17 protein-coding genes are annotated in these 22,765 nt (G+C 70.1%); 12 read left to right on the top strand and 5 right to left on the bottom strand.

The genetic code is table 11. The annotated features are described in order from the left end of the window. Positions 1-41 precede the first annotated feature (41 nt). Together VH914_03645 and VH914_03640 are read right to left on the bottom strand one after the other, a co-directional pair. Positions 42-416, bottom strand: coding sequence for a glyoxalase (locus VH914_03645; protein HEX4490278.1), 375 nt, complete (start codon positions 414-416; stop codon positions 42-44). A gap of 44 nt (positions 417-460) precedes the next feature. Then, the gene (locus VH914_03640; GenBank protein ID HEX4490277.1) at positions 461-4,141 is read right to left on the bottom strand and encodes a S8 family serine peptidase; all 3,681 of its coding nucleotides are present in this window, start codon (positions 4,139-4,141) and stop codon (positions 461-463) included. Between the two features lie 76 nt (positions 4,142-4,217). On the opposite strand from VH914_03640, the gene VH914_03635 reads away from it, so the two are divergent. The 9 genes from VH914_03635 to VH914_03595 all read left to right on the top strand — a co-directional run bounded on the left by VH914_03635 (position 4,218) and on the right by VH914_03595 (position 15,977). Then, positions 4,218-7,712, top strand: coding sequence for a BTAD domain-containing putative transcriptional regulator (locus VH914_03635; GenBank protein ID HEX4490276.1), 3,495 nt, complete (start codon positions 4,218-4,220; stop codon positions 7,710-7,712). Positions 7,713-7,961: 249 nt separating this feature from the next. Then, a complete protein-coding gene (locus tag VH914_03630) occupies positions 7,962-9,218 on the top strand; it encodes a PQQ-dependent sugar dehydrogenase (GenBank protein ID HEX4490275.1) in 1,257 nt (418 codons plus the stop codon). Positions 9,219-9,324: 106 nt separating this feature from the next. Next, positions 9,325-9,855 (top strand): pyridoxamine 5'-phosphate oxidase family protein, encoded by a 531-nt coding sequence (locus VH914_03625; GenBank protein ID HEX4490274.1) that lies wholly within the window; start codon positions 9,325-9,327, stop codon positions 9,853-9,855. A 72-nt stretch (positions 9,856-9,927) separates the two neighbouring features. Then, the gene (locus VH914_03620; GenBank protein ID HEX4490273.1) at positions 9,928-10,236 is read left to right on the top strand and encodes an ABC transporter permease; all 309 of its coding nucleotides are present in this window, start codon (positions 9,928-9,930) and stop codon (positions 10,234-10,236) included. A gap of 124 nt (positions 10,237-10,360) precedes the next feature. Next, positions 10,361-11,332, top strand: coding sequence for a Virginiamycin B lyase (locus VH914_03615; GenBank protein HEX4490272.1), 972 nt, complete (start codon positions 10,361-10,363; stop codon positions 11,330-11,332). Positions 11,333-11,390: 58 nt separating this feature from the next. After that, on the top strand, positions 11,391-14,045 hold the full coding sequence (locus VH914_03610) for a LuxR C-terminal-related transcriptional regulator (protein HEX4490271.1): 2,655 nt from the start codon (positions 11,391-11,393) through the stop codon (positions 14,043-14,045). 39 nt (positions 14,046-14,084) lie between these two features. Continuing rightward, on the top strand, positions 14,085-14,330 hold the full coding sequence (locus VH914_03605; protein ID HEX4490270.1) for a hypothetical protein: 246 nt from the start codon (positions 14,085-14,087) through the stop codon (positions 14,328-14,330). Position 14,331: 1 nt separating this feature from the next. Beyond that, positions 14,332-15,036, top strand: coding sequence for a DUF4386 domain-containing protein (locus VH914_03600; GenBank protein ID HEX4490269.1), 705 nt, complete (start codon positions 14,332-14,334; stop codon positions 15,034-15,036). Positions 15,037-15,041: 5 nt separating this feature from the next. Beyond that, positions 15,042-15,977, top strand: coding sequence for an NAD(P)/FAD-dependent oxidoreductase (locus VH914_03595; GenBank protein HEX4490268.1), 936 nt, complete (start codon positions 15,042-15,044; stop codon positions 15,975-15,977). Positions 15,978-16,051: 74 nt separating this feature from the next. Here the strand turns inward: VH914_03595 and VH914_03590 are convergent, their stop codons facing one another. The 3 genes from VH914_03590 to VH914_03580 form a co-directional block, all read right to left on the bottom strand. Beyond that, positions 16,052-17,767 carry a DEAD/DEAH box helicase gene (locus VH914_03590; GenBank protein HEX4490267.1) on the bottom strand — a complete coding sequence of 572 codons (1,716 nt, stop codon included), beginning with the start codon at positions 17,765-17,767 and terminating at the stop codon, positions 16,052-16,054. A gap of 141 nt (positions 17,768-17,908) precedes the next feature. Continuing rightward, complete coding sequence (locus VH914_03585; GenBank protein HEX4490266.1) at positions 17,909-18,931, bottom strand: hypothetical protein; 1,023 nt, start codon at positions 18,929-18,931, stop codon at positions 17,909-17,911. Between the two features lie 154 nt (positions 18,932-19,085). Beyond that, the gene (locus tag VH914_03580) at positions 19,086-19,394 is read right to left on the bottom strand and encodes an STAS domain-containing protein (GenBank protein HEX4490265.1); all 309 of its coding nucleotides are present in this window, start codon (positions 19,392-19,394) and stop codon (positions 19,086-19,088) included. Between the two features lie 132 nt (positions 19,395-19,526). On the opposite strand from VH914_03580, the gene VH914_03575 reads away from it, so the two are divergent. From VH914_03575 to VH914_03565, 3 genes are all read left to right on the top strand, one after another. Then, the gene (locus VH914_03575; GenBank protein HEX4490264.1) at positions 19,527-20,048 is read left to right on the top strand and encodes a hypothetical protein; all 522 of its coding nucleotides are present in this window, start codon (positions 19,527-19,529) and stop codon (positions 20,046-20,048) included. An 84-nt stretch (positions 20,049-20,132) separates the two neighbouring features. Continuing rightward, positions 20,133-22,439 (top strand): alkaline phosphatase family protein, encoded by a 2,307-nt coding sequence (locus VH914_03570; protein ID HEX4490263.1) that lies wholly within the window; start codon positions 20,133-20,135, stop codon positions 22,437-22,439. Between the two features lie 105 nt (positions 22,440-22,544). Further along, positions 22,545-22,765: epoxide hydrolase N-terminal domain-containing protein (locus VH914_03565; protein ID HEX4490262.1), on the top strand; the 221-nt coding region annotated here is incomplete at its 3' end.

Genomic DNA, 22,765 nt, shown 5'->3' with positions numbered 1-22,765 from the left:
CCTCCGTCAGGGTTACCCGGTGAGCGCGGCGCGGAACCGGCTCAGTCGGTCTCGCTGACGTAGAAGCGATTCCCGTCGAGGTCGACGAAGGAGAACATCAACGGGACGCCCGGCCAATCCAGCAGCTCCCCCGCCGTGAAGCCGACACCTTCGATCGCCGCGTGCGCGGCGCGCGCGTCGTCGGTGGTGAGGCGGATGCCGGTGTCGACGCCGGTCGGCAGCTCGGGTCCGGTGAGGACGAGCGCGATCGACGGTTCACCGTCGGCCGGCGCCATCTCGATCCAGCGGAAGCCGGGCCGCAGCTCGGCGTCCATCGCGACAGAGAAGCCGAGCCGTGCGAGCGCGGCCTGGGTGCGGTCCTGGTCGGAGACCGGCACCGCGACCGTACGGATGCTCTTGAACGTGTTCGCAGTCATGCAGATGGAGACCGATCGGCGCGCGCGAACTCACCGGCGTGTGATCAGAAGTAGTCGACCAGGTTGACGTGCCCGACGACGTTGTCGAGGCCGGTGAACCACAGCTGACCGTCGGGCCCGGTGGTGAGGTCCTGCGCCTGTGCCTGCGGGCCGCCGAAGCCGACCGTAAGCGGGCTCGAGAACGAACCGGCGGTCGTCATGCGTCCGAGGTCCGCGTCGATCGTGAACCACAGCGCGCCGTCGGGACCGACCGTGATCATGCGCGGGCTACTGAGACCCGAAGCGGTGAAGTTCGTCACGGTGCCGTCCGTCGTGATCCGACCGATCGAGTTGCCGCCGATGTCGGCGTACCAGAGCGCGCCGTCGGGTCCCGCGGTGATACCGAAGGGCCTTCGCATCACCGGATCGCTGAAACGCGTGATCGTGCCGTCGGTCGTGATGCGCGCGACCGCGCCGATCCCGGTCGTGAGCGGGCCGAGGTCGGTGAACCAGAGCGCGCCGTCAGGGCCGGTCGTGATGTCGTACGACCGCGCGATCGCCGCGTCGTGGTACATCGTGATGTGTCCGGCGGTCGTGACGCGGCCCACACCGTCGCCCAGTGTCGTGAACCAGAGCGCGCCGTCGGGCCCGGCCGCGATCGACTGCGGGGTGCCGATGTCGGGCACGGTGTAGCTCTTCACCGCGCCCTTCCACGTGATCCGCCCGATGCTGTGATTGCCGCTGTTCGTGAACCACAGCGCGTTGTCGGGACCGGCAACGATGCCCGTCGGTCCGCTGATCGTCGGGTCGGTGAAGTTGGTGACGACACCCGCGGTCGACACGCGTGAGATCGAGCTCCCGTCGCGGTTCGTGAACCACAGCACGCCGCCCGGACCGTTCGTGATCCCGAAGGGTGTGTTCATGGTCGGATGCATGACGACACTCACCCGCCGGAAGCTCGCGGTGAAGCGGCCGATCGTCTTGCTGTCGAAGTTCGCGGTCCACACGTTCCCGTCGGGACCGGTGACGATCCCGGAGGGGCGCTCCAGCGAGGGGTCCGTGAACCTCGTGGCGACGCCGTTCATCGACAGTCGGTCGACCGATTCGTCACCGAGGGACGGCCCGCCGCCGTCGGTGAACCAGACCGCGCCGTCGGGTCCGCTCGCCATCTGACCCGCGGTGAGGATGCTCGGGTCGTAGATGTACGAGATCTCCCCGGCCGTCGTGATACGACCGATGCGGCCGGGCGCGTCGCCTTGCGTGAACCAGAGCGCGCCATCGCCACCGACCGCGATCCCGACCGGTTGGTAGACCTTGCCGTCCGCGGTGTAGCTCGTCACCACCCCCGCGGTCGTGATGCGTCCGATCGAACCGACCGACGCCGAGCGGGGCGGCCCGAGGTTCGTGAACCACAGGTTGCCGTCGGGTCCCGTCGTGATCTGCCCGGGGCCGTTGATGCTCGGATCGGTGAACCGCGTGATCGTGCCGTCGGTCGCGATGCGCCCGACCGAGTAGTTGGGATAGGTCGCGTTCACGAACCAGAGTGCGCCGTCGGGCCTACTCGTGATCGACGACGGTCCGCTCAGGGTCGCGTCGGTGAAGATCGTGACGACCCCCGCCGGCGTGATCCGGCCGATCTGGTTCGCGAGCTTGTTGGTGAACCAGATGTTGCCGTCGGCGCCCGTCGCGATGCCGTCGGTGTAGCCGATCCGCGCGTCCGGGAAGTTCGTGATCGCGCCGCTCGTGGTGACGCGCGTGATCTCTCCGCCGTAGCTGCCGACCCAGAGCGCGCCGTCGGGGCCGGCCGTGATCGCGAGCGGGTAGTCCATGCCCGCGTCGGTGAACTTCGCGTACTGCGGCTTGCCGCCGACGGCGGTGACGGCTGCAGCGGCGTCGACGAGACCGGAACCGACCGATTGCGGTGTGCCGTTCTCCATCGGCGCAGCCGTCGCCTTCAACTTGTTCACGATCAACTTGGCGCGGGCCTTCGGGTTGCGCTGCCGCATGAGCGCGGCGACAGCGGCCGCGTTCGGCGCGGCCGCCGACGTGCCACAGAACACGCCGGACGAGAAGAAGGTCGTCGCCACACAGTCGGTCGCGGCGAGGTCGGGCTTCGCGAGCCGGACGACGCGCGGCAGTGGTGGAGCGGCTGTGGTCCCGTCGACCGGTCCGTAGACCATCGTCACCGGGCCGCGCGACGAGTACGTCTCGGGATCGGTCGTGCTCGTCGCCGGAACCGCGGCGACGCTCACGGCATTCGCCGCGCCGTTGTGACCGAAGATCGTCGGGCCGATCACGTCGGGTCCGCTACTCGTCGCGAACTGCGCCGCGTCGATGCCACGACTCCCGAGCAGGGAGAACTTCAGACGCGGGCGCCCCCGACCGGAATGACGGGCGATGACGACGCGCACGTCGGTCGAGTCGAAGTGGTAGATGTCGACGAACTCGAACGGCTGTTGGGTGACTTGGTTGTCGTCGGTCGACGCCGCGACCACCGCGCCCGAGCTCGCGTCGACGAGGAACACGTCGAAGTCGTCGGTGACGCCGAACCACGGTTCCGCGTACTGGAAGTCGAGCTTGAGCTCGTTGAACCCGCCGAGGCTCAACGTGTCGCCGTTGCTCACACCCGGACCGGGATCGAAGTCGTGGCAGTCGTGCTCGCCCGCGCCGTACGCGGCAACCGCCGGTGGGCACGCGGTCGGGCGGTACTTCGCCGCTTCGTACGAACCGACGTCGTGCCCGCCCGCGACGACGTTGAAGTTGCCGGCGGACGAGAAGTAGTTCGTGTGGCCGTCGGCGGTCGCGTCGTTCACCGCGACCGCCACAGGGCCGTCCTGGAAGAACGGCTCGGCGAAGTAGGTGTAGTCGTCGACGAGGACGTTCGCGCCCGCCGCCTTGAGCGCGCCGATGTTCGACGCGAAGTCCATCGTGCCCTCGTCGGCCGTCGCGAAGTCGATCGCCGCGCCCGGCGCGATGTCGTGGACGAGCTGCGCCATGGCGCGTCCTTCGTCGGCTCCCGGCGTGTCGTCGGCGAGAACCTTCACCGGCGTGAGCCGGCCGCACGGGTTGCCCGGACCGGGCAGGTCTCCCGACGCGACGTCGGCCGCCGCGTGCTGGGCGTCGAAGGAGTTGGAGAGGATGCCGACGGTCTGGCCGGACCCGTCGACGAAGTCGTGATTGCGCGCGACGTTCGCGCGGAGTTGCGCGTCGGCCTCCGAGTGGACCGATCCGCACGCACCGCTCGCCGCCGCGGCGGGCGTCGGGTTCGCCGCGACCGAGTTCGTCACCGGTGCGAGGCTCTCCATCGCGCTCTGGACGCCGGTGATTCGCGCGAGCGCGGTCAGGCGCGTCGGCGCGATGGCCAGCGTGGTCGTACGCCACCGCTTCGCGACGTTGACGACGGCGCCGACCCTTCGGAGTCGTGCGATCGTCGCCGCCGACGTGTCGGCCGTGCGGACCTCGACGATCAGGCGGCCGTCGCGGCTGTGCAGCAGTGAGGCCGGACCGCGGGCCGGCAGGCCGACCGCCGAGTCCTGCGCGGCGGCCGACGGCGATGCCCCGCCCGCGCTCGCGGCCGCCAGCGCCTGCAGCCGCACCGACAGCGGGCCCGCGGGCTTGGCCCGAACCGGTGGCCCCGCGGAACCGCTCGCAGCCGCCGTCGACGGCGCCACCACGCCCGTCATCGAGAGGCCAACGGCCAGGCACACGGCCAGGGCCGACCCACGCGTCCGCTTCGCGATTGCCATCGACGGATCCTCCCAAGGCCGTGTTACAGATCCGCGTCGTCGGGGGCTCACCCGACGAGGTGGGAGACTTGCGGGCGTGACGGGGCGGGGGGCGGCCGTGACGGGGGTCCGGGTCCTGGGCGGCGTCCACGCGGTCGCAGCCGACGGTTCCCTGATCGCCGTGCCCAGCGCGACGCAACGCCGTCTGCTCGCGATCCTCGCCCTGCACGCGCCCCGTGCCCTGCGCTCGGAGTGGCTCGCCGACCTCCTCGACCTCTCCCCCGGCGCGCTCCGCACCGGCGTCTCCCGTCTGCGCGCGACGCTCGGCGGTGAGCTGCTCGAGACCGGGAGCACCGGTTATGCGCTCAGCGGGAGCGTGGACGCGGCCCGGTTCTGCGCCGCGGTCGGGAACGCGGCGCGAGTCGTCGAGGATGCGTCCGACGATCACGTGCGCGCGCTGGAGGCTGCACTCGCAGGTTGGAACGGTTCGCCGCTCGAGGAGTTCACCGGCGAAGGCTGGGCCGACGGCGAGATCGCGCGGCTCACCGAGATCCACGGCGGCACCGTCGACGACCTCGCGGAGGCACTCGTCGTGATGCGCCGCCCGAGTGACGCGGTCGCACTGCTCCGGACCCAGATCGCGCAGTATCCGTTCCGTGACCGGTCGCGCGGCCTTCTGATCCGCGCGCTCGCGAGCGACGGGCGCCAAGCCGACGCGTTGCGGGCCTTCCAGGACTACCGGACGCTGCTCGTCGAGGATGCCGGCACCGAACCCTCACCCGAGGTCGTCCGCATCGAGCGACGCGTCGCGACGGGTTGGGACGGCGTCGAGCGCGCGATGGTCGACCGCGAGACTCCGAGTCGCGGGCAGGCGCCGATCGACCTCCCGCCTCCCGCCGAGCTCGCGCACGACGTTCGCTTCGTCGGCCGCGCCACGGAGCTCGAGCTGTTCGCGGGCGAGCTCGCATCGGTCGCGAACACGTCGCGCCTGCGCAGTGTCGTGCTGGATGGCGAACCCGGCATCGGCAAGACCGCGCTGCTCGGCTCGTTCGCGCGTCGCGTCGCCGCTTCCGAATCGGCCTCGGTGCTCTACGCGCGGTGCGACGAGACCGGTGTCGCGCTCCAGCCGTTCCGCAGCGTCCTCACGACGCTGGTCCGCCACGCGCCCGCGCCACTGCTCGCCGCGCACGTCGCGCAGCACGGGGGCGAGCTGCTCCGGCTCTGCCCGTCACTCTCCCACCGCGTCCCGACGGCACCGGTGCCGACCGAGACCGACGACGCGACCCAGCGTTTCCTCGTGTTCGAAGCCGTCACCGACGTCTTCGTTCGCTCGAGTCGCGACCGTCCCCTCGTGCTGATGCTGGACGACGTGCAGTGGGCGGACGCGACGACACTCCGGCTGCTGCGTCATCTCGCGCACGCCCTCGTCGACGCGGCCGTGCTGCTCGTCGTGAGCAGCCGCGACCGGCCCGACGACGACACCGACGCCGTCCGCCTCACGCTCGCCGAGCTCGACCGGGGCGAGACCCGACGCGTCGCGCTCGCGGGGCTCGAGCCCTCCGCGCTGCGCGACCTCGTCGAGGACGCCGCGCCGAATCGCGCGCACGACGACGAGATCCTCACCGCGCTCGTCGCCCAGACAGGCGGTCATCCGCTCTACGCGTCGCAGCTCGTCCGGCACTGGGCCGACACCGCGTTCGACGTCGACGCGCGCCTCGCGGTGCCACCGAGTCTGCGCGACGTGGTGTGGGCGCGTGTCCGTGCGCTCGGGGACGACGCCGTCGACGTGCTGACCTCGGCGGCCGTCCTCGGGTTCGAGTTCTCCGAGGACGTGCTGCTCGACATGGAGCCGCGGCCCGAGACCGTGGTGATCGACACGCTCGACGCGGCCGTGCGCGCGGGATTGATCGTGGGCGGTGATCCGCCGCTGCGACGGCTGCGCTTCGCCCACGCGCTCGTCGCGAACGCGCTCTACGGCGACGTCGGCCCTTCTCGACGCGCCCGGATTCACGGGTTCGCCGCGCGCGCGTTGCAGAAGAGCGCCGACGAGCTGCCGCCCGCGGTCGTCGTGCAGATCGCGCGGCACTGCGCGCTCGCGGGTTGGGCCGCGGAAGCGCAGGTCTGGTCGACGCGGGCCGGCGATCACGCGCTCGACCATCTCGCGCCGACCGAGGCCGCGCAGCACTTCCGTGCCGCACTCGACCTCGCAACCGCGCTCGGGCGTCCCGACGACCAGCAGGCCGACCTGATGGTCCGCTTGGGCGACGCGCTCCACCGCACCGGCGACACGCATGCGTTCGAGATGCTCGAGACCGGCGCGCGCCTCGCGCAGCGGAGCGGCGCGGCCGACCCGCTCGTGCGCGCGGTGTTCGCCGCGGATCGAGGCTTCATGCACCTCGACGAGCGCGCGCCCGAATACCGGTCGATGGTCGAGGCCGCGCTCGCCGCGACCCCGGCGTCGGATCGTGCGACCGTCGCACGATTGCGCGCGCTGCTCGCGCAGAGCCTGATGTACACGCGCGATGCCGCGCGCCGGCTCGCGCTCGCCGGCGAGGCCATCGACCTGGCGCGCGCTGTCGACGATCCCGCGCTGCTCGCGCGCATCGGGCCCCCGGTCGTGAACGCGTCGTGGGCGCCCGGGCGGCGGGAGCTGCGGAGCCGGGTCGCCGCCGACGCGGTGCGCGCGGCGGAGACGACCGGCGACCCCGCGCTCGAGTTCAGCGCGTACCACAGCGCCTACAACGTCGCGGTCGAGTACGCCGACGCGCCGGCGGCGGCGCGGTTGAGCGCCAAGCTGCGCGTCGCCGCGCGCCGCGTGGCCGAGCCTCGGTTCCGTTGGACGGCGGGCTTGATCGACACCTTCGAGACGATGATGGCCGGCCGCCTCACCGACGCCGAGACCATCGCGGCGAGCACGCTCGACCTCGGCCTGAGCATCGGCGAGACCGACGCGTTCTCCTTCTTCGCCGGTGAGGCCTTCGTCATCGGCACGTTCGCGGGCCGGCACCAGGAGTTGCTCGCACTGGTCGAGCAGGGGGCACGCGACAACCCGGATCTGCTCCCGTTCAAGCTCGCGCACGGCATCGTGTGCGCGGCCGCGGGTCGCACGGAGGTCGCACGCGACATCCTCCTCGACGGCATGGGCTCGGGATTCGCGGAGCTTCCGCTCGACAACGTCTGGACGACGTCGGTGCTCGGCTACGCCGTGCTCGCGATCGAGCTCGGCGAGGCCGGCGCCGCGACGCACCTGCTCCCGTTGATCGAGCCCCTCGCCGACGAGGTCGCGTACAACGGAGTCACGAGCCAGGGCCCGGTCGCCGCGTACGTCGGCAAGCTCGCGTCGCTGCTCGACGAGCACGAGCGCGCCGAGGACGCGCTGTTCGCCGCGCTCGCGATCAGCGATGCGTTCGGTTGGACCTATCACCGTGCGACCACGTTGTTCGCGCTCGCGCAGAATCGCTTCCGCCGAGACCGCACGCTCGACGCGACCGCGACCGCGTGGCTCGACGAGTCGTCCGAGCTCTGCCGCACCTACGGGTTCGCGAGCTGGGCCCGCCAAGCGACCGACCTCGCGAACGTCGCCGGCCGCTGACGACGCCCCTCGTCGTCGCTCGGAAGCCCGCGACTGGGACGCGCACCCAGTTGCTGCGCAAACCCGTCGCGGCAAGGATCCGGCCCGTCGCCGACCTCGCAGGCACGCGCCACGCGCGCCCGTGGAGTCGGGAGGAGGGATCCGATGACACGGCTCGAGGCACGGAGTGCCATTCACGACGACGTTCTCGCGTGCGTGACGGGGCGCTCGCGACCACTTCGACGGCACGGGCGGCGGGTCGCCTTGGCGATGACCGTTGCGATCGCGACGTTCGTCGGTGCCGCGATGACGCCGGCGCACAGCCTGACCCGCGTGCCGAGTGAGCAGCTGCCGTCCGGCTTCACCGACACGCGCGTCGCGTCGATCAACCTCCCGATCGCGTTCGCGCAGACACCCGACGGTCGCATGTTGGTCGTCGACGAGACCGGCTTCATCGACATCGTCAAGAACGGCGTCGTGCTCGCGAAGCCGGCGCTGAACATCAAGTCGAAGGTCTGCTCGAAGGGTTACGAGCGCGGGCTGCTCAGCATCGCGCTCGACCCGAGCTTCGCGACGAACGGCTACCTCTACGTGTACTACACGTTCAAGAAGTATCCGAAGTGCCCGCGCTACAACGAGCAGGTTCCGGTCAATCGCGTCTCGCGCTTCACGATGAGCGGCAACACGATCGACCCCGCGAGCGAGGTCGTGCTGGTCGACAACATGCTGTCGTACGCAGGCGAGCACAACGCGGGCGACGTCGGCTTCGGCAAGGACGGCATGCTCTACGTCACGACCGGCGACGGTGGTTGCGACTACACCGTCGGTCGCCACGCGTGCGATGAGAACGACAATACGAACGGCATCTCACAGAAGCTCAACACGCTGCAGGGGAAGGTCCTGCGCATCGCGCCCGACGGCAGCATCCCGCAGGGCAACCCGTTCACGGGCGCGGGTTCCGCGCGCTGCAACGAGGGCTACGTCGCCACCGGTTTGAAGTGTCAGGAGATCTACTCGTACGGGCTGCGGAACCCGTTCCGCTTCGCGTTCGACGAGAACGCGACGAACACTCGGTTGTTCGTCGACGACGTCGGTGAGAGCACGTGGGAAGAGGTCGACCAGGCGAAGAAGGGGGCGAACTTCGGCTGGAACACCCGCGAGGGCGACTGCGTCGAAGGATCGCTCGTCGACTGCGGCGCACCTCCGCCCGGGATGACGAACCCGGTGTACTCGTACTCGCACGAGGCCACCGATTGCGCGTCGATCACGGGCGCCGCGTTCGTACCCAACGGCCTGTGGGGTGTGCACTACAACCGCGGGTACCTGTACTCCGACTACATCTGCAACAAGATCTTCCTGATGCGCCCGGACGGAGCGGGGGGCTGGACCGCGACCGCGTTCGCGACCGGCTTGGCTCCCCAAGGCCCGATCGCGATGGGCTTCGCTTCGTACAGCGGCCACGCCGCGCTGTACTACACGACGTATGCGAACGGCGGTGAGCTCCACGTCATCGACCGCGCGCCGTAGGCCATCGGAGCGCGCGCGTCGGAACGCCGGTGGCTTTCGCGGTCGTCGATCGTCAGAATTGCTCGAAGCCGATCGACGAACCACCGCACGCTCGCGAGGAGCTCCCATGAGCACGCCGACGACTGCACTCGACGCTCGTTTCAGCGCCCCGGACGCGTCGCCCACCTCATGGGCCGACACCGTGACGGTGCTCGAGTCGGCCCAGCTGTTCTGGCTCACCACGGTTCGCGCCGACGGACGGCCGCACGTCACCCCGCTCGTCGCGGTGTGGGTCGACGACGCCGTGCACTTCGCGACCGGCGAGACCGAGCAGAAGGCGTTGAACCTGCGCGCCAACTCCCACGTGATCCTCACCACCGGAACCAACGACTGGGAGCGCGGGCTCGACGTCGTCGTCGAGGGCGAGGCCGTCCGGAACACCGACGACGCGACCCTGCGCCGGCTCGCCGACGCGTTCGGAACGAAGTGGGACGGGCAGTGGCAGTACGAGGCGCGCGACGGAGCCTTCTTCAGCCCGACCGAAGCGGGTGGCGGCGCGGCGGGCGCGGACCGGGCCGCACTCGTGTTCTCGGTCGCGCCGACGAAGGTCCTCGCCTTCGGCAAGGGCACGTTCGCCCAGACCCGCCATCGTTTCTGACGCCGTCGAGCAGCTGACGACCCACACCGCGGACGTCGACGACGCGTTCTTCGCGCGTTCGGCGTCATCTGGTTGGCGGTCGCGCTCGGACTCGCCGCGAAGAGCGTCGAGACGGCGGCGAACACGCCCATGATCCTGAAGTGGCTTCCGTTCCTCGGCAGCGGCTTCGTGGCGACGCACACGCTGCCCGGCGGGCTGCGTCAGTTCGCGGAGTATCAGCCGTTCACGCCCGTTGCCGACACCGTGCGCGGTCTCCTCACCAACGCTGCGATCGGCGACCACGCGATCGCGGCGATCGCGTGGAGCGTCGGTCTCGGGCTCGCGGGTTACGTGTGGTCGCTGCGGCAGTACAACCGGCGCCGCGCGGCCGAGCCGAAATAGGCGGGTCGTACCTCTACCGCGCCCCGGCGCGCGCCGGTATCGTTCGCGACGTTCGAATGTGGGGAGGGCGCACATGCATCGCGACGGCACGCGGCGACGCCGTTCGACTCACAGGCTCACCTTGGTGGTCGCGCTGATGGCGTGCGTGTCGACGATGCTCGCGGGCATCGCGTCGGCGGGACCCGCCGCGGCCGACGCGTGCAGTCGACATCAGGTCGGCTGCTTCACCTTCTTCACCGGCATCAGCGATCCGCAAGGCATCACGACCGGAGCCGACGGCGCGCTGTGGTTCACGAGTCTGAACGCGATCGGACGCATCACGACGAGCGGCGACCTGCACGAGTACACGTCGGCAAGGCTCTTTGCACCGGGCTCGATCACGGCGGGGCCCGACGGTGCGCTCTGGTTCGCGAACGGGCGATCGATCGGCCGCATCGACCTGACCGGTCACTTCACCTTCTTCCACGCGCGCGGCGTCGCACCGAGCGGCGGCATCGCGACCGGCCCGGACGGTGCGCTGTGGTTCACCAACAGCCTCGATTCGATCGGCCGGATCACCACGGCCGGGCAGGTGACCATCTATCACGACCCGACGATCGCCAGCCCGCGCGACATCACCGCCGGCCCCGACGGCGCGCTGTGGTTCACGAACTACGGCGACCACTGCCGCACGGTCTGCGGCTCGATCGGACGGATCACGACGCGCGGCAAGGTCACGAACTTCGATCCGACGATCAACTTCTACTGCGGTGGCGCGGCGTGCGGGACCGCGATCACGTCCGGCCCGGACGGGGCGCTCTGGTACACCGCGGTGAGCGACGGCATCGCCCGCATCACCACTCGGGGTCGCGTCACGAAGCACGCGGCTCCCGGCCTCACATGGGATCTCACGACCGGCGCCGACGGCGCGCTGTGGTTCACGAACACCGGCGCGAGCTCGATCGGTCGGATGACGACGGGCGGGCACGTGAACGATTTCTCGGACCCGCGGATCGGAAGCCCGTTGAACATCGTCACCGGTCCCGACGGTGCGATGTGGTTCACGGATGCGACCAACGAGCAGATCGGGCGAGTGACGACGGCGGTCAGCTCGTAGCCCGAGTCGCGGCTCGACAGCACGCACCGCGGCCCGATCGACGTGCTACACACCCGGCGTGCGCAACGAATCGCCGGCGAATCCGCTGCTCGAGAGCAAGCTGCACATTCCACGGGCGCGGCGCACGCTCGTCGCACGCCCGCGTCTGCTCGCGCGATTGAACGACGCCGTCGACGCGAAGCTGATCCTGATGTCGGCACCCGCCGGGTTCGGCAAGACGACACTCGTCACCGCGTGGCTGCACACCGTCGCGGAAGCGGGCGGCGCGGTGGCGTGGCTCTCGCTCGACGAGCGCGACAACGACCCCGGGACCCTCTGGGCGTACGTGCTCGCCGCGCTCGAGTCCGCGGTACCCGGCCTCGGCGCGAACGCACGCGCGCTGCTCGACGCGGCAGGCCCGCCGTCGGACGCGGTGCTGGCGACCCTCGTGAACGAGCTGCACGGCCTCGATCGCGACGTCATCCTGGTGCTCGACGACTTCCATGTGCTCGATCGCCCCGACCACGACGACGTGGCGTACCTCGTCGACCACCTGCCGGACCGCGTACGCCTCGCGATCACGAGCCGGTCGGACCCGCCGCTGCCGCTGCCGCGCCTGCGAGCGCGCGGTCAGCTGCTGGAGATTCGCGCTGCCGATCTGCGCTTCACCGGCGACGAGGCGGCCGCGTACCTGAACGGCGCGATGGGCCTCGAGCTCACCACCGGCGACATCGCGACCTTGGAAGCGCGCACCGAGGGTTGGATCGCGGCGCTCCAGCTCGCGGCGTTGTCGTTGCAAGGCCGCGACGACGTCGCGAGCTTCATCGCCGACTTCGCGGGAGACGACCGCTTCATCGTCGACTACCTCGCCGGCGAAGTGCTGCAACGCCAACCCGAATCGGTCCGGCAGTTCCTGCTCCACACGTCGGTGCTCGATCGCCTGCAGGGGGCGCTGTGCGACGCCGTCACGGGCACGACCGGGAGCAAGGCGACGCTCGAGGCGCTCGACCGCGAGAACCTCTTCGTGATCCCGCTGGACGCGCGACGCGAGTGGTACCGGTATCACCATCTCTTTGCCGAGGTCCTGCGCGCGCGGCTCCTCGACGAAGAGCCGGATGCGCCCGCGGAGCTGCACCGCCGGGCGAGCGCGTGGTTCGCGGCGCACGACGAGCCGTCCGACGCGATCCGGCACGCACTCGCGGCCGGCGACGTCGACCGCGCCGCGGAGCTCGTCGAGCTCGCGCTGCCTTCGATGCGTCGCCGCCGCCAGGACGCGACGATCCGCTCGTGGGAGAAGCTCATTCCTGACGCCGTCGTGCGCGAGCGGCCGGTGCTCGCGATCGGATTCGTCGGCGCGTTGATGTCGACCGGCGAGATGGATCGTGTCGAAGACCGGCTGCACGGCGTCGAGCGGTGGCTCGCCCTGGAACCCCCGACGCGCGAAGCCGCAGGGATGATCGTCGTCGACGAGGCGCAGCGGCGCGCATTACCGGGGGCGGTCGAGATGTACCGCGCGGCATTGGCGCTCATACGCGGCGATACCGTCGCCACCGTCGATCATGCTCGCCGCACGCTCGCCCTCGCGCCGGACGACGACGACATGGGCCGCGCCGCCGCCCACGCGCTCCTCGGGCTCGCCGCGTGGTCCGAAGGCGACCTCGACACCGCGTTCGCCGAATACACCGACTCCATTGCCGCGATGCACCGCGCCGGCCACATCGCCGACATCCTCAGCGCGTCGATCGCGATGGCCGACATCCGCATCGCCCAGGGCCGGCTGCGCGACGCACAACTGCTGTACGAGCAGAACCTGCAGCTGCTCGCCGACCACGGTGCCGGTCCGTTGCGGGGCGCGGCCGACATGTACGTCGGTCTGGCGGAGATCCTGCGTGAGCGCGACGACCGCGAAGGGGCCGCAGAGCAGCTGCAGCGCGCGCGGGAGCTCGAGCTGTTCGGAACGCGGCAGTATCCCTATCGATCGCGGGCCGTCGAGGCGGGACTGCGGCTGGCCGCGGGCGACATCGCGGCGTGCCTCACGCTGCTCGACGAAGCCGAACGCGTCTACGACACCGACTTCTCCCCCGCGGTTCGACCGATCGGCGCGCGGCGGGCGCGCGCATACGTTCGTCAAGGCGACCTCAATCCGGCCCGCGCGTGGATCCGCGAGCGCAACCTGTCGACCGCCGACGAGCTGCGCTACGTCACCGAGTTCGAGCACATCACGTTGGCGATCATCATCGTCAACGACGCCCCCGACGAGCGCGCGCTCCAGCAGGTGAGCGCGATGCTCGACCGTCTGCTCGCGGCCGCCGAGGCCGGCGCCCGCGGGAGCAGCGTGATCGAGATCCTCGCCGTGCAGGCGCTCACCTACGACGCGCGCGGCGACACGCCCCGCGCGCTCGACGCACTGCGGCGCGCGGTCGCCCTCGCGGAACCCGAGGGTTACGTCCGCGTCTTCGACTACCTCGGTGGGCGCCTGCACGAGCTGCGGGACGCGCTCGCGAGCGGCTCACGCCCGGCTCGCCCCCGCCAGGACGCGCTCGTCGACCCACTCAGCGATCGCGAGCTCGACGTGCTGCGCCTGCTGCGCAGCGATCTCAGCGGACCCGACATCGCGCGCGAGCTCACGGTGTCGCTGAACACCATGCGCACGCACACGAAGAGCATCTATACGAAGCTCGCCGTGAACAACCGGCGGGAAGCGGTTCGCAGAGCGGACGAGCTCGGCCTCTAGAGCCCGAGCGAATCACCACGTCAATCACCACATGTGGCGATGTGGGCTCACCACATCGGTTCGTACGTTGCGTTCGTGCAGTACGAGATCCGAGTCCAGGGACATCTCGAGTCCCGGTGGTCGGCCTGGTTCGACGGGCTGAGCCTCGCTCGGGCCGACGACGGAACCACCGTCATCCGGGGTCCGGTCGTCGACCAGGCCGCGCTGCACGGCTTGATCCAGAAGCTGCGCGACATCGGCATCCCGCTGGTGTCCGTGACGCAGCTCCGAACCGAAGGGGACTGAAATGGACCGCAAGACCCGCAAGCTCGCCCTCGCCGCCGGCGTCCTCTACCTCGTGACGTTCGTCGCCTCGATCCCGACCCTGGGACTCAAGGCGCCGCTCGTGAACCACCCCGAGTGGATCCTCGGGCACGGCAGCGACACGGGCGTGATCCTCGCCTGCCTCATGGACTTCGTCTGCGCCCTCGCCGGCGTCGGCACCGCGATCGCGTTGTTCCCGGTCGTCCGGCGCCTCCGGCCCACGGCCGCGATCGGGTTCCTCGCGTCCCGCACGATCGAGGGTGTGATCCTCGTCGTCGGTGCGATCAGCCTGCTGTCGATCGTGACGCTCCGCGGCAGCGGCGGCGACACCGCGTCGATGATGACGGCCAGCCGGTCGCTCCTCGCCGCACACCACTGGGCGTTCCTGTTCGGCCCCGGCACGATGCCCGCCATCAACGCGCTGTTCCTGGCGACGGTGATGTACCGCTTCCGCCTCGCACCCCGCTTCATCCCGCTGATGGGCATCGTCGGTGCGCCCCTGCTGCTCACCTCCGGCCTGGTCACGATGTTCGGTGGATGGTCGCAGAGCTCATCGACCGCGCTGGTGTTCGCGCTGCCGATCGCGGCGTGGGAGTTCTCGATCGGCGTGTACATGACGGTCAAGGGCTTCAAGACTTCGACGGATGCCGTCGACGTGCCGTTCGCGAGCCCCGCGCTCGCCGCGTGAACGTCATGCAGCAGCACGACTACGACGTGGTGATCGTCGGTGGTGGTGCCGCGGGCCTGAGCGCCGCGCTCGTCCTCGGACGGGCGCGGCGCACGGTCGCGGTCATCGACGCCGGCGCGCCTCGCAACGCCCCCGCCGCGCACATGCAGGGCTTCCTCTCGCGCGACGGCATGCCGCCCGCCGAGCTCCTCGCCGCCGGCCGCGCGGAGATCACGGGATACGGCGTCGAGATCATCGACGACACGGTGTCTGCGATCGAACCCGGATTCGTCGTGCAGCTCGCTCACGATGGAACCGTGTCGGCGCGACGCATCCTGGTGTCGACGGGTGTCGTCGACGAGCTTCCCGACATCTCCGGCGCGCGGGAACGGTGGGGCCGCGATCTTCTGCACTGCCCCTACTGCCACGGTTGGGAGGTGCGCGATCAGCCGATCGCAGTGCTCGGCACGCACCCCGGGGCCGTGATGCACGCGCAGCTCGTGCGGCAGTGGTCGGACGACGTCGTCTTCTTCACGCACACGATGGCCGTGTCCGCCGAAGCACGCGCGCAGCTCGCGGCGCGCGGCATTCGCGTGGTCGACGGCGAGGTCGTACGGCTGGTCGTCGAGCGCGACCGGTTGACGGGCGTCGCGCTCACCGACGGTCGGGTCGTTCCGCGGTCCGCCGCGTTCATCCGCCCGCGTAACGTCGGGCGTCGCGACGGTCTGCTCGCAGGAATGGGCGTCGATGTCGATGCCGACGGTCTCGTCGTCGTCGGCCGCGACGGCCGCACGAGTACGCCCGGCGTGTGGGCGGCCGGCAACGTCGTCGACCCGCGCGGATCCGTCATCGCCGCCGCCGGCGCCGCGGCGACCGCCGCCATGTCGATCAATGCCGATCTCGTGCAGGACGACGTGCGGTCGAGCGGGCTCGAGGCGGGTATGCGGATCCCGTCGCGGTAGCCCCAGGACGGCCGAACCTGCAGGTGCATTGTGGGGAAGCGCTTGCGAGTCGGCGGGATGGCCGGCGCGCACGCTCAACCGCAGCGGCAGTGCACGGTCTGGTCGAGTGCCTGCCACCGGAACTGCATGAGGGGTGACGACTCGCCGCAGCCCGTGCAGCTGATCCGCCAGCCGTCGCCGACACGCGCGATCTCGAGCGCGACCTCGCCGGTCGACAGCCGTTTCGGCGCGACCTTGGGCTTCAGCACGGGCGGGAGGTTCGAGAGCGAGATCTCGAGGTACCGCGGCGGCGCGTCGGCCGGCTGCGGCAGTTGCGGCTCGAGGCGCCGAAGCTCGGCGATGCGCGCGTCGCCCATGTGATCGCGATTCGAGAAGGCAAGGAGCGCGTATGCGGTCTCGAGATCGAGACCCGGATCGACGGCACTCCCCTGCTGCTCGACGTGCTCCGGCTCGGGAACGACCGCTGGTCCCGGTGCGGCGAGGAACTCGTCGAGGGCGTCGAAGTTGGTGCTGTCGAAGATCCCGCTTCGTTCCGAGATGCGCTCGATCTCGTCGATGAACCCGTCGCGTTCGAACCGGTCGTTCGGATCTTCGAGCGTGTCCTTCGCGAACATGATGACGAAGCGTGCCGCCACCCCGGCACGCTTGCGGCGCAGGATCCGGCCCATGCGCTGGATCATCTGCCGGCGGGTTCGGCTCGCGCTCATCACGACGCCGAGGTTCGCGTCGGGCACGTCGATGCCCTCGTCGAGCACGCGCGGCGCCGCCACCGCGTCGAGCGTGCGCACGCGGAGATCGTCGAGGATCTCACGCCGTTGCCCACGCGCCGTCGAGCCCGTGATCAGCTCCACCGCCACGTGCGGATCGAGCCGATTGATCGCGTGGTTCGCGGCGCGCACCGTCTCGGTGAACACGAGCGCGCCTTCCGAGTCCTTGATCGCCGGCGCGAGCCGGCCGAGCAGGTCGTACTTCCCGGTCGACTGCGCAACGATGTGTCGGCGCTTGGAGAACGCGTCGAGGTAGTCGCGCGCCGCGCGACCGTCGGCACCCGCGTCTCGTTCCGCAAGGTGCGCGACCGCGGCGAGGAAGTCGCCGAACGACTCGACCGGCATCTCGCGCACGCGGCGCAGATGCTGCCGCGCGTTCACGAGTCGCTGTTCGACCGCGACGTACTCGGCGCGCTCGTCGTGCGAGAGCGGCACGCCGACGAACGCGACACGCGGGCGGGCGCACACACCGTCGGCGATCGCGTGCTCGAATCCGTAGCGGTAGCAGATGCCGCCGAAGAACGGCAGGAGCAGCTCGGTCACCGCGTCGTCGCTGCGCTCCAGTGTCGCGGTGAGTCCGAGGCGTTCCTCGTACTCGGAGAGCAGCGCCTTGCGCAAGGACTTGCCTCCGAGGCCGTGACACTCGTCGGCGATCAGCAACCCGCCCGCGGGACCCGGTGGCACCGGCTTGTAGGCCGCGGCCGAATGACGGGTCGCGACGAGCACGTCGCAGCTGTCCGCGGTGTCGCGCCCCGCGTCACCCAGGCGTCCGATGCGTGCGTCCGGCAATTTGGCGCGCAACGCGGTGTGCCACTGCTCCATGAGGACGCGCGACGGAACCAGCACGAGCACGAAGCGGCCGCGCCGCAACGCATCGGACGCGGCCGCGATCGCGACCTCGGTCTTCCCCGCCCCGGTGACCGCCTCGATGACCCCCCGACGGCCGCAGCGCAACCACGCGACGAGCGCGTCGAGCTGCCATCGGTAGAGCTTGTGATCCGGAGAGTTGAGGCTGTTGATCATCGTCCCGCGACTGGCTCGATCGAACCATCAAGCATGACAGAACCTCACGGCCCTGTCGCGCTTCGGACGGATCACAACGTCTGCGAGCTTGCGGTGTTCCTCGACTCGCTCGATCTCAGGGCGTGAACGGCCCGATACGGCTCAGGTGCCGGGCGCGGACGCGCAGCTCGCCTTCGACGCGGCCGCGTTCGTCTGCCGGGAAGCGATCGTCGGTGACGGTTGGCTCCCGAGGGCCGGCGTGTGCACGAGGTTGAGGTTGTTGGTCTCGCCCGTGAAGCCTTCCTTCACGCACTTCGGAGCCGCCGAGGTCGACGCGATCAACGTCGTCTGCGCTTGCAGCGTCGTGTTCTTTCCGAAGTTCGCCGAGCCGCCGCCGCCATCGCCGTAGACACCGAACTCGGCGCTGTGCCACGACGACGCGAGCGTGACCACGTTGTCGCGGTTCGATACCGCGGTGGCCGTGCCGGATCCCAGCGCGAGCGACACCTGGTCGTTGCCACCGGCGACCGCCTGCCCGGCGAGTTGTACGCGGGCAAGGTCCTTGGCGGTGATCGCACCGCCTTTCACGTGCGCGGCGGGACTGTTCGTGTAGCAGTAGACGTGTCCGGCGACGTTGTACGTGAACCAGCCGCTCGGGCAGTTCGTGTCGTAGTCGAGCATCCAGTACTGCATGAACACGTCGTTGGGAGCCGTCGTGTAGACGAACTGCTCCCAGCCCACGCACTTCGCCGGCTTGCTCGCACCCGAGCAGCGCGGGCTCGAGAAGAACTCGCTGTTGAGCTGCAGCGAGAACGTGTTCGCCTTCGCGGCGCCCTGGTTCCCGGGCTTGCCCTTCTCGGTGATGTTGGGGCTCACGTTCGTGAACGTGCCGGTCGCCTTCGAGATGAGGCCGGTCACCACGGCCGAATAGTCCTTGCCGTCGCCGACGGCCTGAGGACTCGCCGGCGCATACGCAACTTGCGGCGCGACCGCGCACGGAGTCGCGTGCCACCGGAGCGCGGGATACGAGGCGTCGAAGCAACCCGATCCCGGCGTCGCGAGCTGCGCGATCGTGTGTTGCCAGCGCGCCTGCGCCGACGCCGAGCTCGTCCGGCTCGCCGCGAACGCCGGGGCGCTCAACGCGCCGAGCATCGCGATCGACGACCACAACGCGACCGAGACCATCGCGCGCGACCTCACCCTGCGGATTCCGTTCATCCCACGCTCCCGGCGATCGTCGCTCGTCGCTTCCCGAGCGGCTGTCTACCGCCGAGGCCCACACCGGTCAAGGTGCCCGAACCCACCGCTTGCCTCCGGCGGGCCGGGCCGCGCGTCGCGTCTACGCCGGCTCGTGGCCGGTGAGCTTCTCGATCAGCTCCGTCAGCTCGAGCACGCGCGCGACCGCTCCGGTCGCGTTCTCCACGAGCAGGCGACCGTCGACCGCCTCGAGTGCCTGCGCACCGTGCACCAGCGCGCGCAGCCCGCTCGAGTCGAGGAAGGTCACGGCGCCGAGATCGATGACGACGAGCCGCGCACCGCGCTCGATCAGGTCGACGATCTGCGCCTGGAGCTCGGGCGCGGTGGCGAAGTCGACATCGCCGCGCGGTTCGAGCCGCCACCCCGTCGACGGGCCGTCGGTGTCGCTCACGTCGCTTCCTGCTGCGTCATCGCGCGGAGCCTAGGTGCTGCGAGGCGGCAACTCGATGGGCGTGGCCCCACCGCTGGTACCGTCCGCGCGAGTCCCCGCGGGAGTGCGGGTCGCCGGAAGTGGGGGTGCAGGATGATGCGACGGCTCGCGGTGACGGTGGCGGTGTTGTTGATCGTGCCGTTCGTGCAGGTGGGCCCGGCCGCGGCCGCCGGGCCACTTCACTCCGTGGTGAGCAACGACCCGATCAGCGGCAGCGGCCGAACGGGCGGTGTCGATCGCACGTGTCCGTGGTCCGGCGGCATCACGAAGCCGTCCCCTGAACAGCGCTGGACGCTGCAACGCGTCTACGGCACGGCGACCGGCCGCGAGAAGTTGCACCTGGGCCTCTGCGTCATCAACAGCAGTGGGCACGGCGGCGCCGGATACAACGGCGGCGATTGGAGCATCACGCGTCGTGACGGCACCGTGTCCGGCACGGTCACCGGCGGGTACGAGACCCAGCATTGTTGCCCTGGAAAGTCGGTGCAGCAGATCACGCTGGTCGCGACGGGCGGCACCGGCACGTTCGAGAACGCGACCGGCACCATCTACCTCTGGGACTGCAACGAGAACGGCGGCCTCCGGCTCACACCGAAGCAGCACTGGGGCTGCTGAGAGTCAGGAGATCGAGAGCAGGCTCGCGATCTGCGCTCACGTCCGCCTCGCTACGCTCCTGCGAGGGCGGTTCCGGGGGGTCTCGTGTCGGGGTACGAGTCGCGTCCACACGAGAGCGGTGCACGGCGTGCGCGCGTCGTCACCATCGCGCTCTGCCTCGGCTTCCTGATCATCGGCGGCGGCGCCCGCGTGGGCGGCGCGAGCACACCGCCGACCGCCGTGCTGACGGCCTCGAGCGCGAAGCCCGACATGAACAAGATCAAGCACGTCGTCGTCGTCATGCAGGAGAACCGCTCGTTCGACGAGTACTTCGGCATGTATCCCGGCGCCGACGGCTTCACGCTCGACAAGAACGGCGACCCGACGAACTGCGCGACCGACCCGCGCCACGGCGACGCGTGCGTACCCGTGTTCCACGACACCGACGACGTCGATCGCGGCGGGCCGCACTCCGCGGGCAGCTCGGTGCGCGACGTCGACGGCGGAAAGATGGACGGCTTCATCGCCAGCTGGCTGGCAGCGTGTCGACCGTCCAACCCGAACTGTGGTGGCGGTAAGCCCGTGCCCGACGTGATGGGTTACCGGCTCCGCGCCGACATTCCGAGTTACTGGGCGTACGCCGACAACTACACGTTGCTCGACCACATGTTCACGCCGGCGGCGTCGTGGAGTCTGCCGGAGCACATGTACATGGTCTCGGACTGGTCGGCGCGCTGTTACCGCGCGGGCGACCCGAGCTCGTGCGAGAACGACGCGGGCGCGCCGTACGTCCACTCCGGACCCGACGGCGAAGTGCCGAGCTATGCGTGGACCGATCTCACCTATCTCCTCGACAAGTTCTCGGTGCCGTGGTCGTACTACGTGTTCGACGGCACCGAGCCCGACTGCGAGGACGCGGCACAGGTGAGCTGCATTCCCGCGCCGCAGAGCTCGAAGACCGGGAGCATCTGGAACCCGTTGCCGCGATTCACGACGGTCCAGAACGACAAGCAGACGCCGAACATCAAATCGATCCAGCACTTCGTCGCCGCGGCGCGTGCCGGCTCGTTGCCGGCCGTCTCGTGGGTGGTGCCCACGCAACCGGTCAGCGATCACCCACCCGCACGCGTCACCGCGAGTCAGGACTACGTCACCTACGTGATCAACCAGATCATGCAGAGTCCGGACTGGTCGTCGACCGCGATCCTGCTCGGCTGGGACGACTGGGGAGGCTTCTACGACCACGTCGTGCCGCCGACGGCCGATGCGAACGGCGCCGGCATCCGCGTACCGATGCTGTTGATCAGCCCGTACGCACGAGCCGGATTCGTCGACCACGGCACCTACACCTTCGACTCGACGATCCGGTTCATCGAGGATCGCTTCCTCGGAGGTGCGCGTCTCGATCCGACGACCGACGGGCGACCCGATCCGCGCCCGACCGTCCGCGAGAACGCGCCGTCGACGGGCGATCTGCGCGCCGCGTTCGACTTCGCGCAGTCGCCGCGTCCGCCGTTGATCCTGCCGACGGTCGCGTCGGGTGCCGAGCTCGCGCAACCGATGCCGGCGATACCGCGCGCCGCGCAGCTACGACCGGTCGACGCGCCGCTCTCGGGCGCTGCGCCGTTCGCAGTTCGATTCGACGGTGCGGCGAGCCGCGCGGTCGCCGGCGACATCGCGAGCTGGACGCTCGACTTCGGCGACGGCGTCACGCGCCACGGCTCCGGAGCGCCACCCTCGTCGATCGCGCACACGTACCGGACGGCCGGCGAGAACCGCGCGCGGCTCACCGTGGTCGACGGTTCCGGCGCGACGTCGACTGCGAACCAGACGATCCTCGTGACCAGCGCGACGCGTCCGACGGCGTGGATCTGGGGGGAACCGGCCACCGCGTTCGGCTCGGCCAACGTCGCGTTCGACGCGTCGCAGAGCGCGCCCGGCGCGTGGACGATCGACTTCGGCGACGGCGCGCCGGCCGTGCGCGGAAGCGGCGCTCCGCCATCTCGAATCCGGCACACGTACTCGACACCCGGCCTCTACACCGCGACGATCACCGTGATCGATCGAAAGGGCGAGCCGTCGATCGCGCGCGCCAACACGCTGATCTCCGCGGTTCGTACGCCCGCAATCGTGCCGATCGAGATCAAGAGCATCACGTCCGTCTCGGCGACGGTGCGCTCTCGCCTCTACGCAGATGGCGCGCCGACGACGGCTTGGTACGAGTACGGAACCACCAAAACGTTCGGGTCCGAGACCGATCCGCGGCACGTCACGACCAACGCGGGCATCTTCCTCAGCTCGAAGCTCACCGGGCTGTCGCCACACACGAAGTACTTCTACCGAGTGGTCGCGTCGAACTCGCGGGGGATCGTGCACGGCACCACGCGCACGTTCACGACGCACAGCACGTAGTCGACCGGTGGTGTTCTGAAGCCCTCGGTTCTACCCTCACCGCCGCACGTCCGCTCACTTCACGATCGACGAACACTCGACGGGCGCAACCCGGGAGGCACGATCATGAGCGACACCACGCTTGCGAACGCGGACACCGCGATCCGCCCGTTCCAGGTCGACGTTCCGCAACGCGATCTCGACGAGCTGCGCCGCCGCGTCGAGGCAACGCGCTGGCCGACCCGCGAGCTCGTCGCCGACCGTTCGCAGGGCGTGCAACTCGCGGCGATCCGCGAGCTCGCGCGCTACTGGACGTCGGAATACGACTGGCGCCGCTGCGAGACGCG

The sequence above is a fragment of the Acidimicrobiia bacterium genome (genome assembly GCA_036271555.1).
Classification (GTDB): domain Bacteria; phylum Actinomycetota; class Acidimicrobiia; order IMCC26256; family PALSA-610; genus DATBAK01.
The sequence above is the reverse complement of the archived record's forward strand: the minus strand, read 5'-3'. Positions and strand labels throughout refer to the sequence as shown.

Excerpts from the sequence above, each read along its gene's own strand:
- VH914_03640 (HEX4490277.1), bottom strand. The coding sequence starts at position 4,141 with ATGGCAATCGCGAAGCGGACGCGTGGGTCGGCCCTGGCCGTGTGCCTG.
- VH914_03605 (HEX4490270.1), top strand. The coding sequence starts at position 14,085 with ATGTGGGCTCACCACATCGGTTCGTACGTTGCGTTCGTGCAGTACGAG.
- VH914_03600 (HEX4490269.1), top strand. The coding sequence starts at position 14,332 with ATGGACCGCAAGACCCGCAAGCTCGCCCTCGCCGCCGGCGTCCTCTAC.
- VH914_03585 (HEX4490266.1), bottom strand. The coding sequence starts at position 18,931 with ATGGTCTCGGTCGCGTTGTGGTCGTCGATCGCGATGCTCGGCGCGTTG.
- VH914_03575 (HEX4490264.1), top strand. The coding sequence starts at position 19,527 with ATGATGCGACGGCTCGCGGTGACGGTGGCGGTGTTGTTGATCGTGCCG.
- VH914_03595 (HEX4490268.1), top strand. The coding sequence starts at position 15,042 with ATGCAGCAGCACGACTACGACGTGGTGATCGTCGGTGGTGGTGCCGCG.
- VH914_03590 (HEX4490267.1), bottom strand. The coding sequence starts at position 17,767 with ATGATCAACAGCCTCAACTCTCCGGATCACAAGCTCTACCGATGGCAG.
- VH914_03645 (HEX4490278.1), bottom strand. The coding sequence starts at position 416 with ATGACTGCGAACACGTTCAAGAGCATCCGTACGGTCGCGGTGCCGGTC.
- VH914_03630 (HEX4490275.1), top strand. The coding sequence starts at position 7,962 with ATGACCGTTGCGATCGCGACGTTCGTCGGTGCCGCGATGACGCCGGCG.
- VH914_03625 (HEX4490274.1), top strand. The coding sequence starts at position 9,325 with ATGAGCACGCCGACGACTGCACTCGACGCTCGTTTCAGCGCCCCGGAC.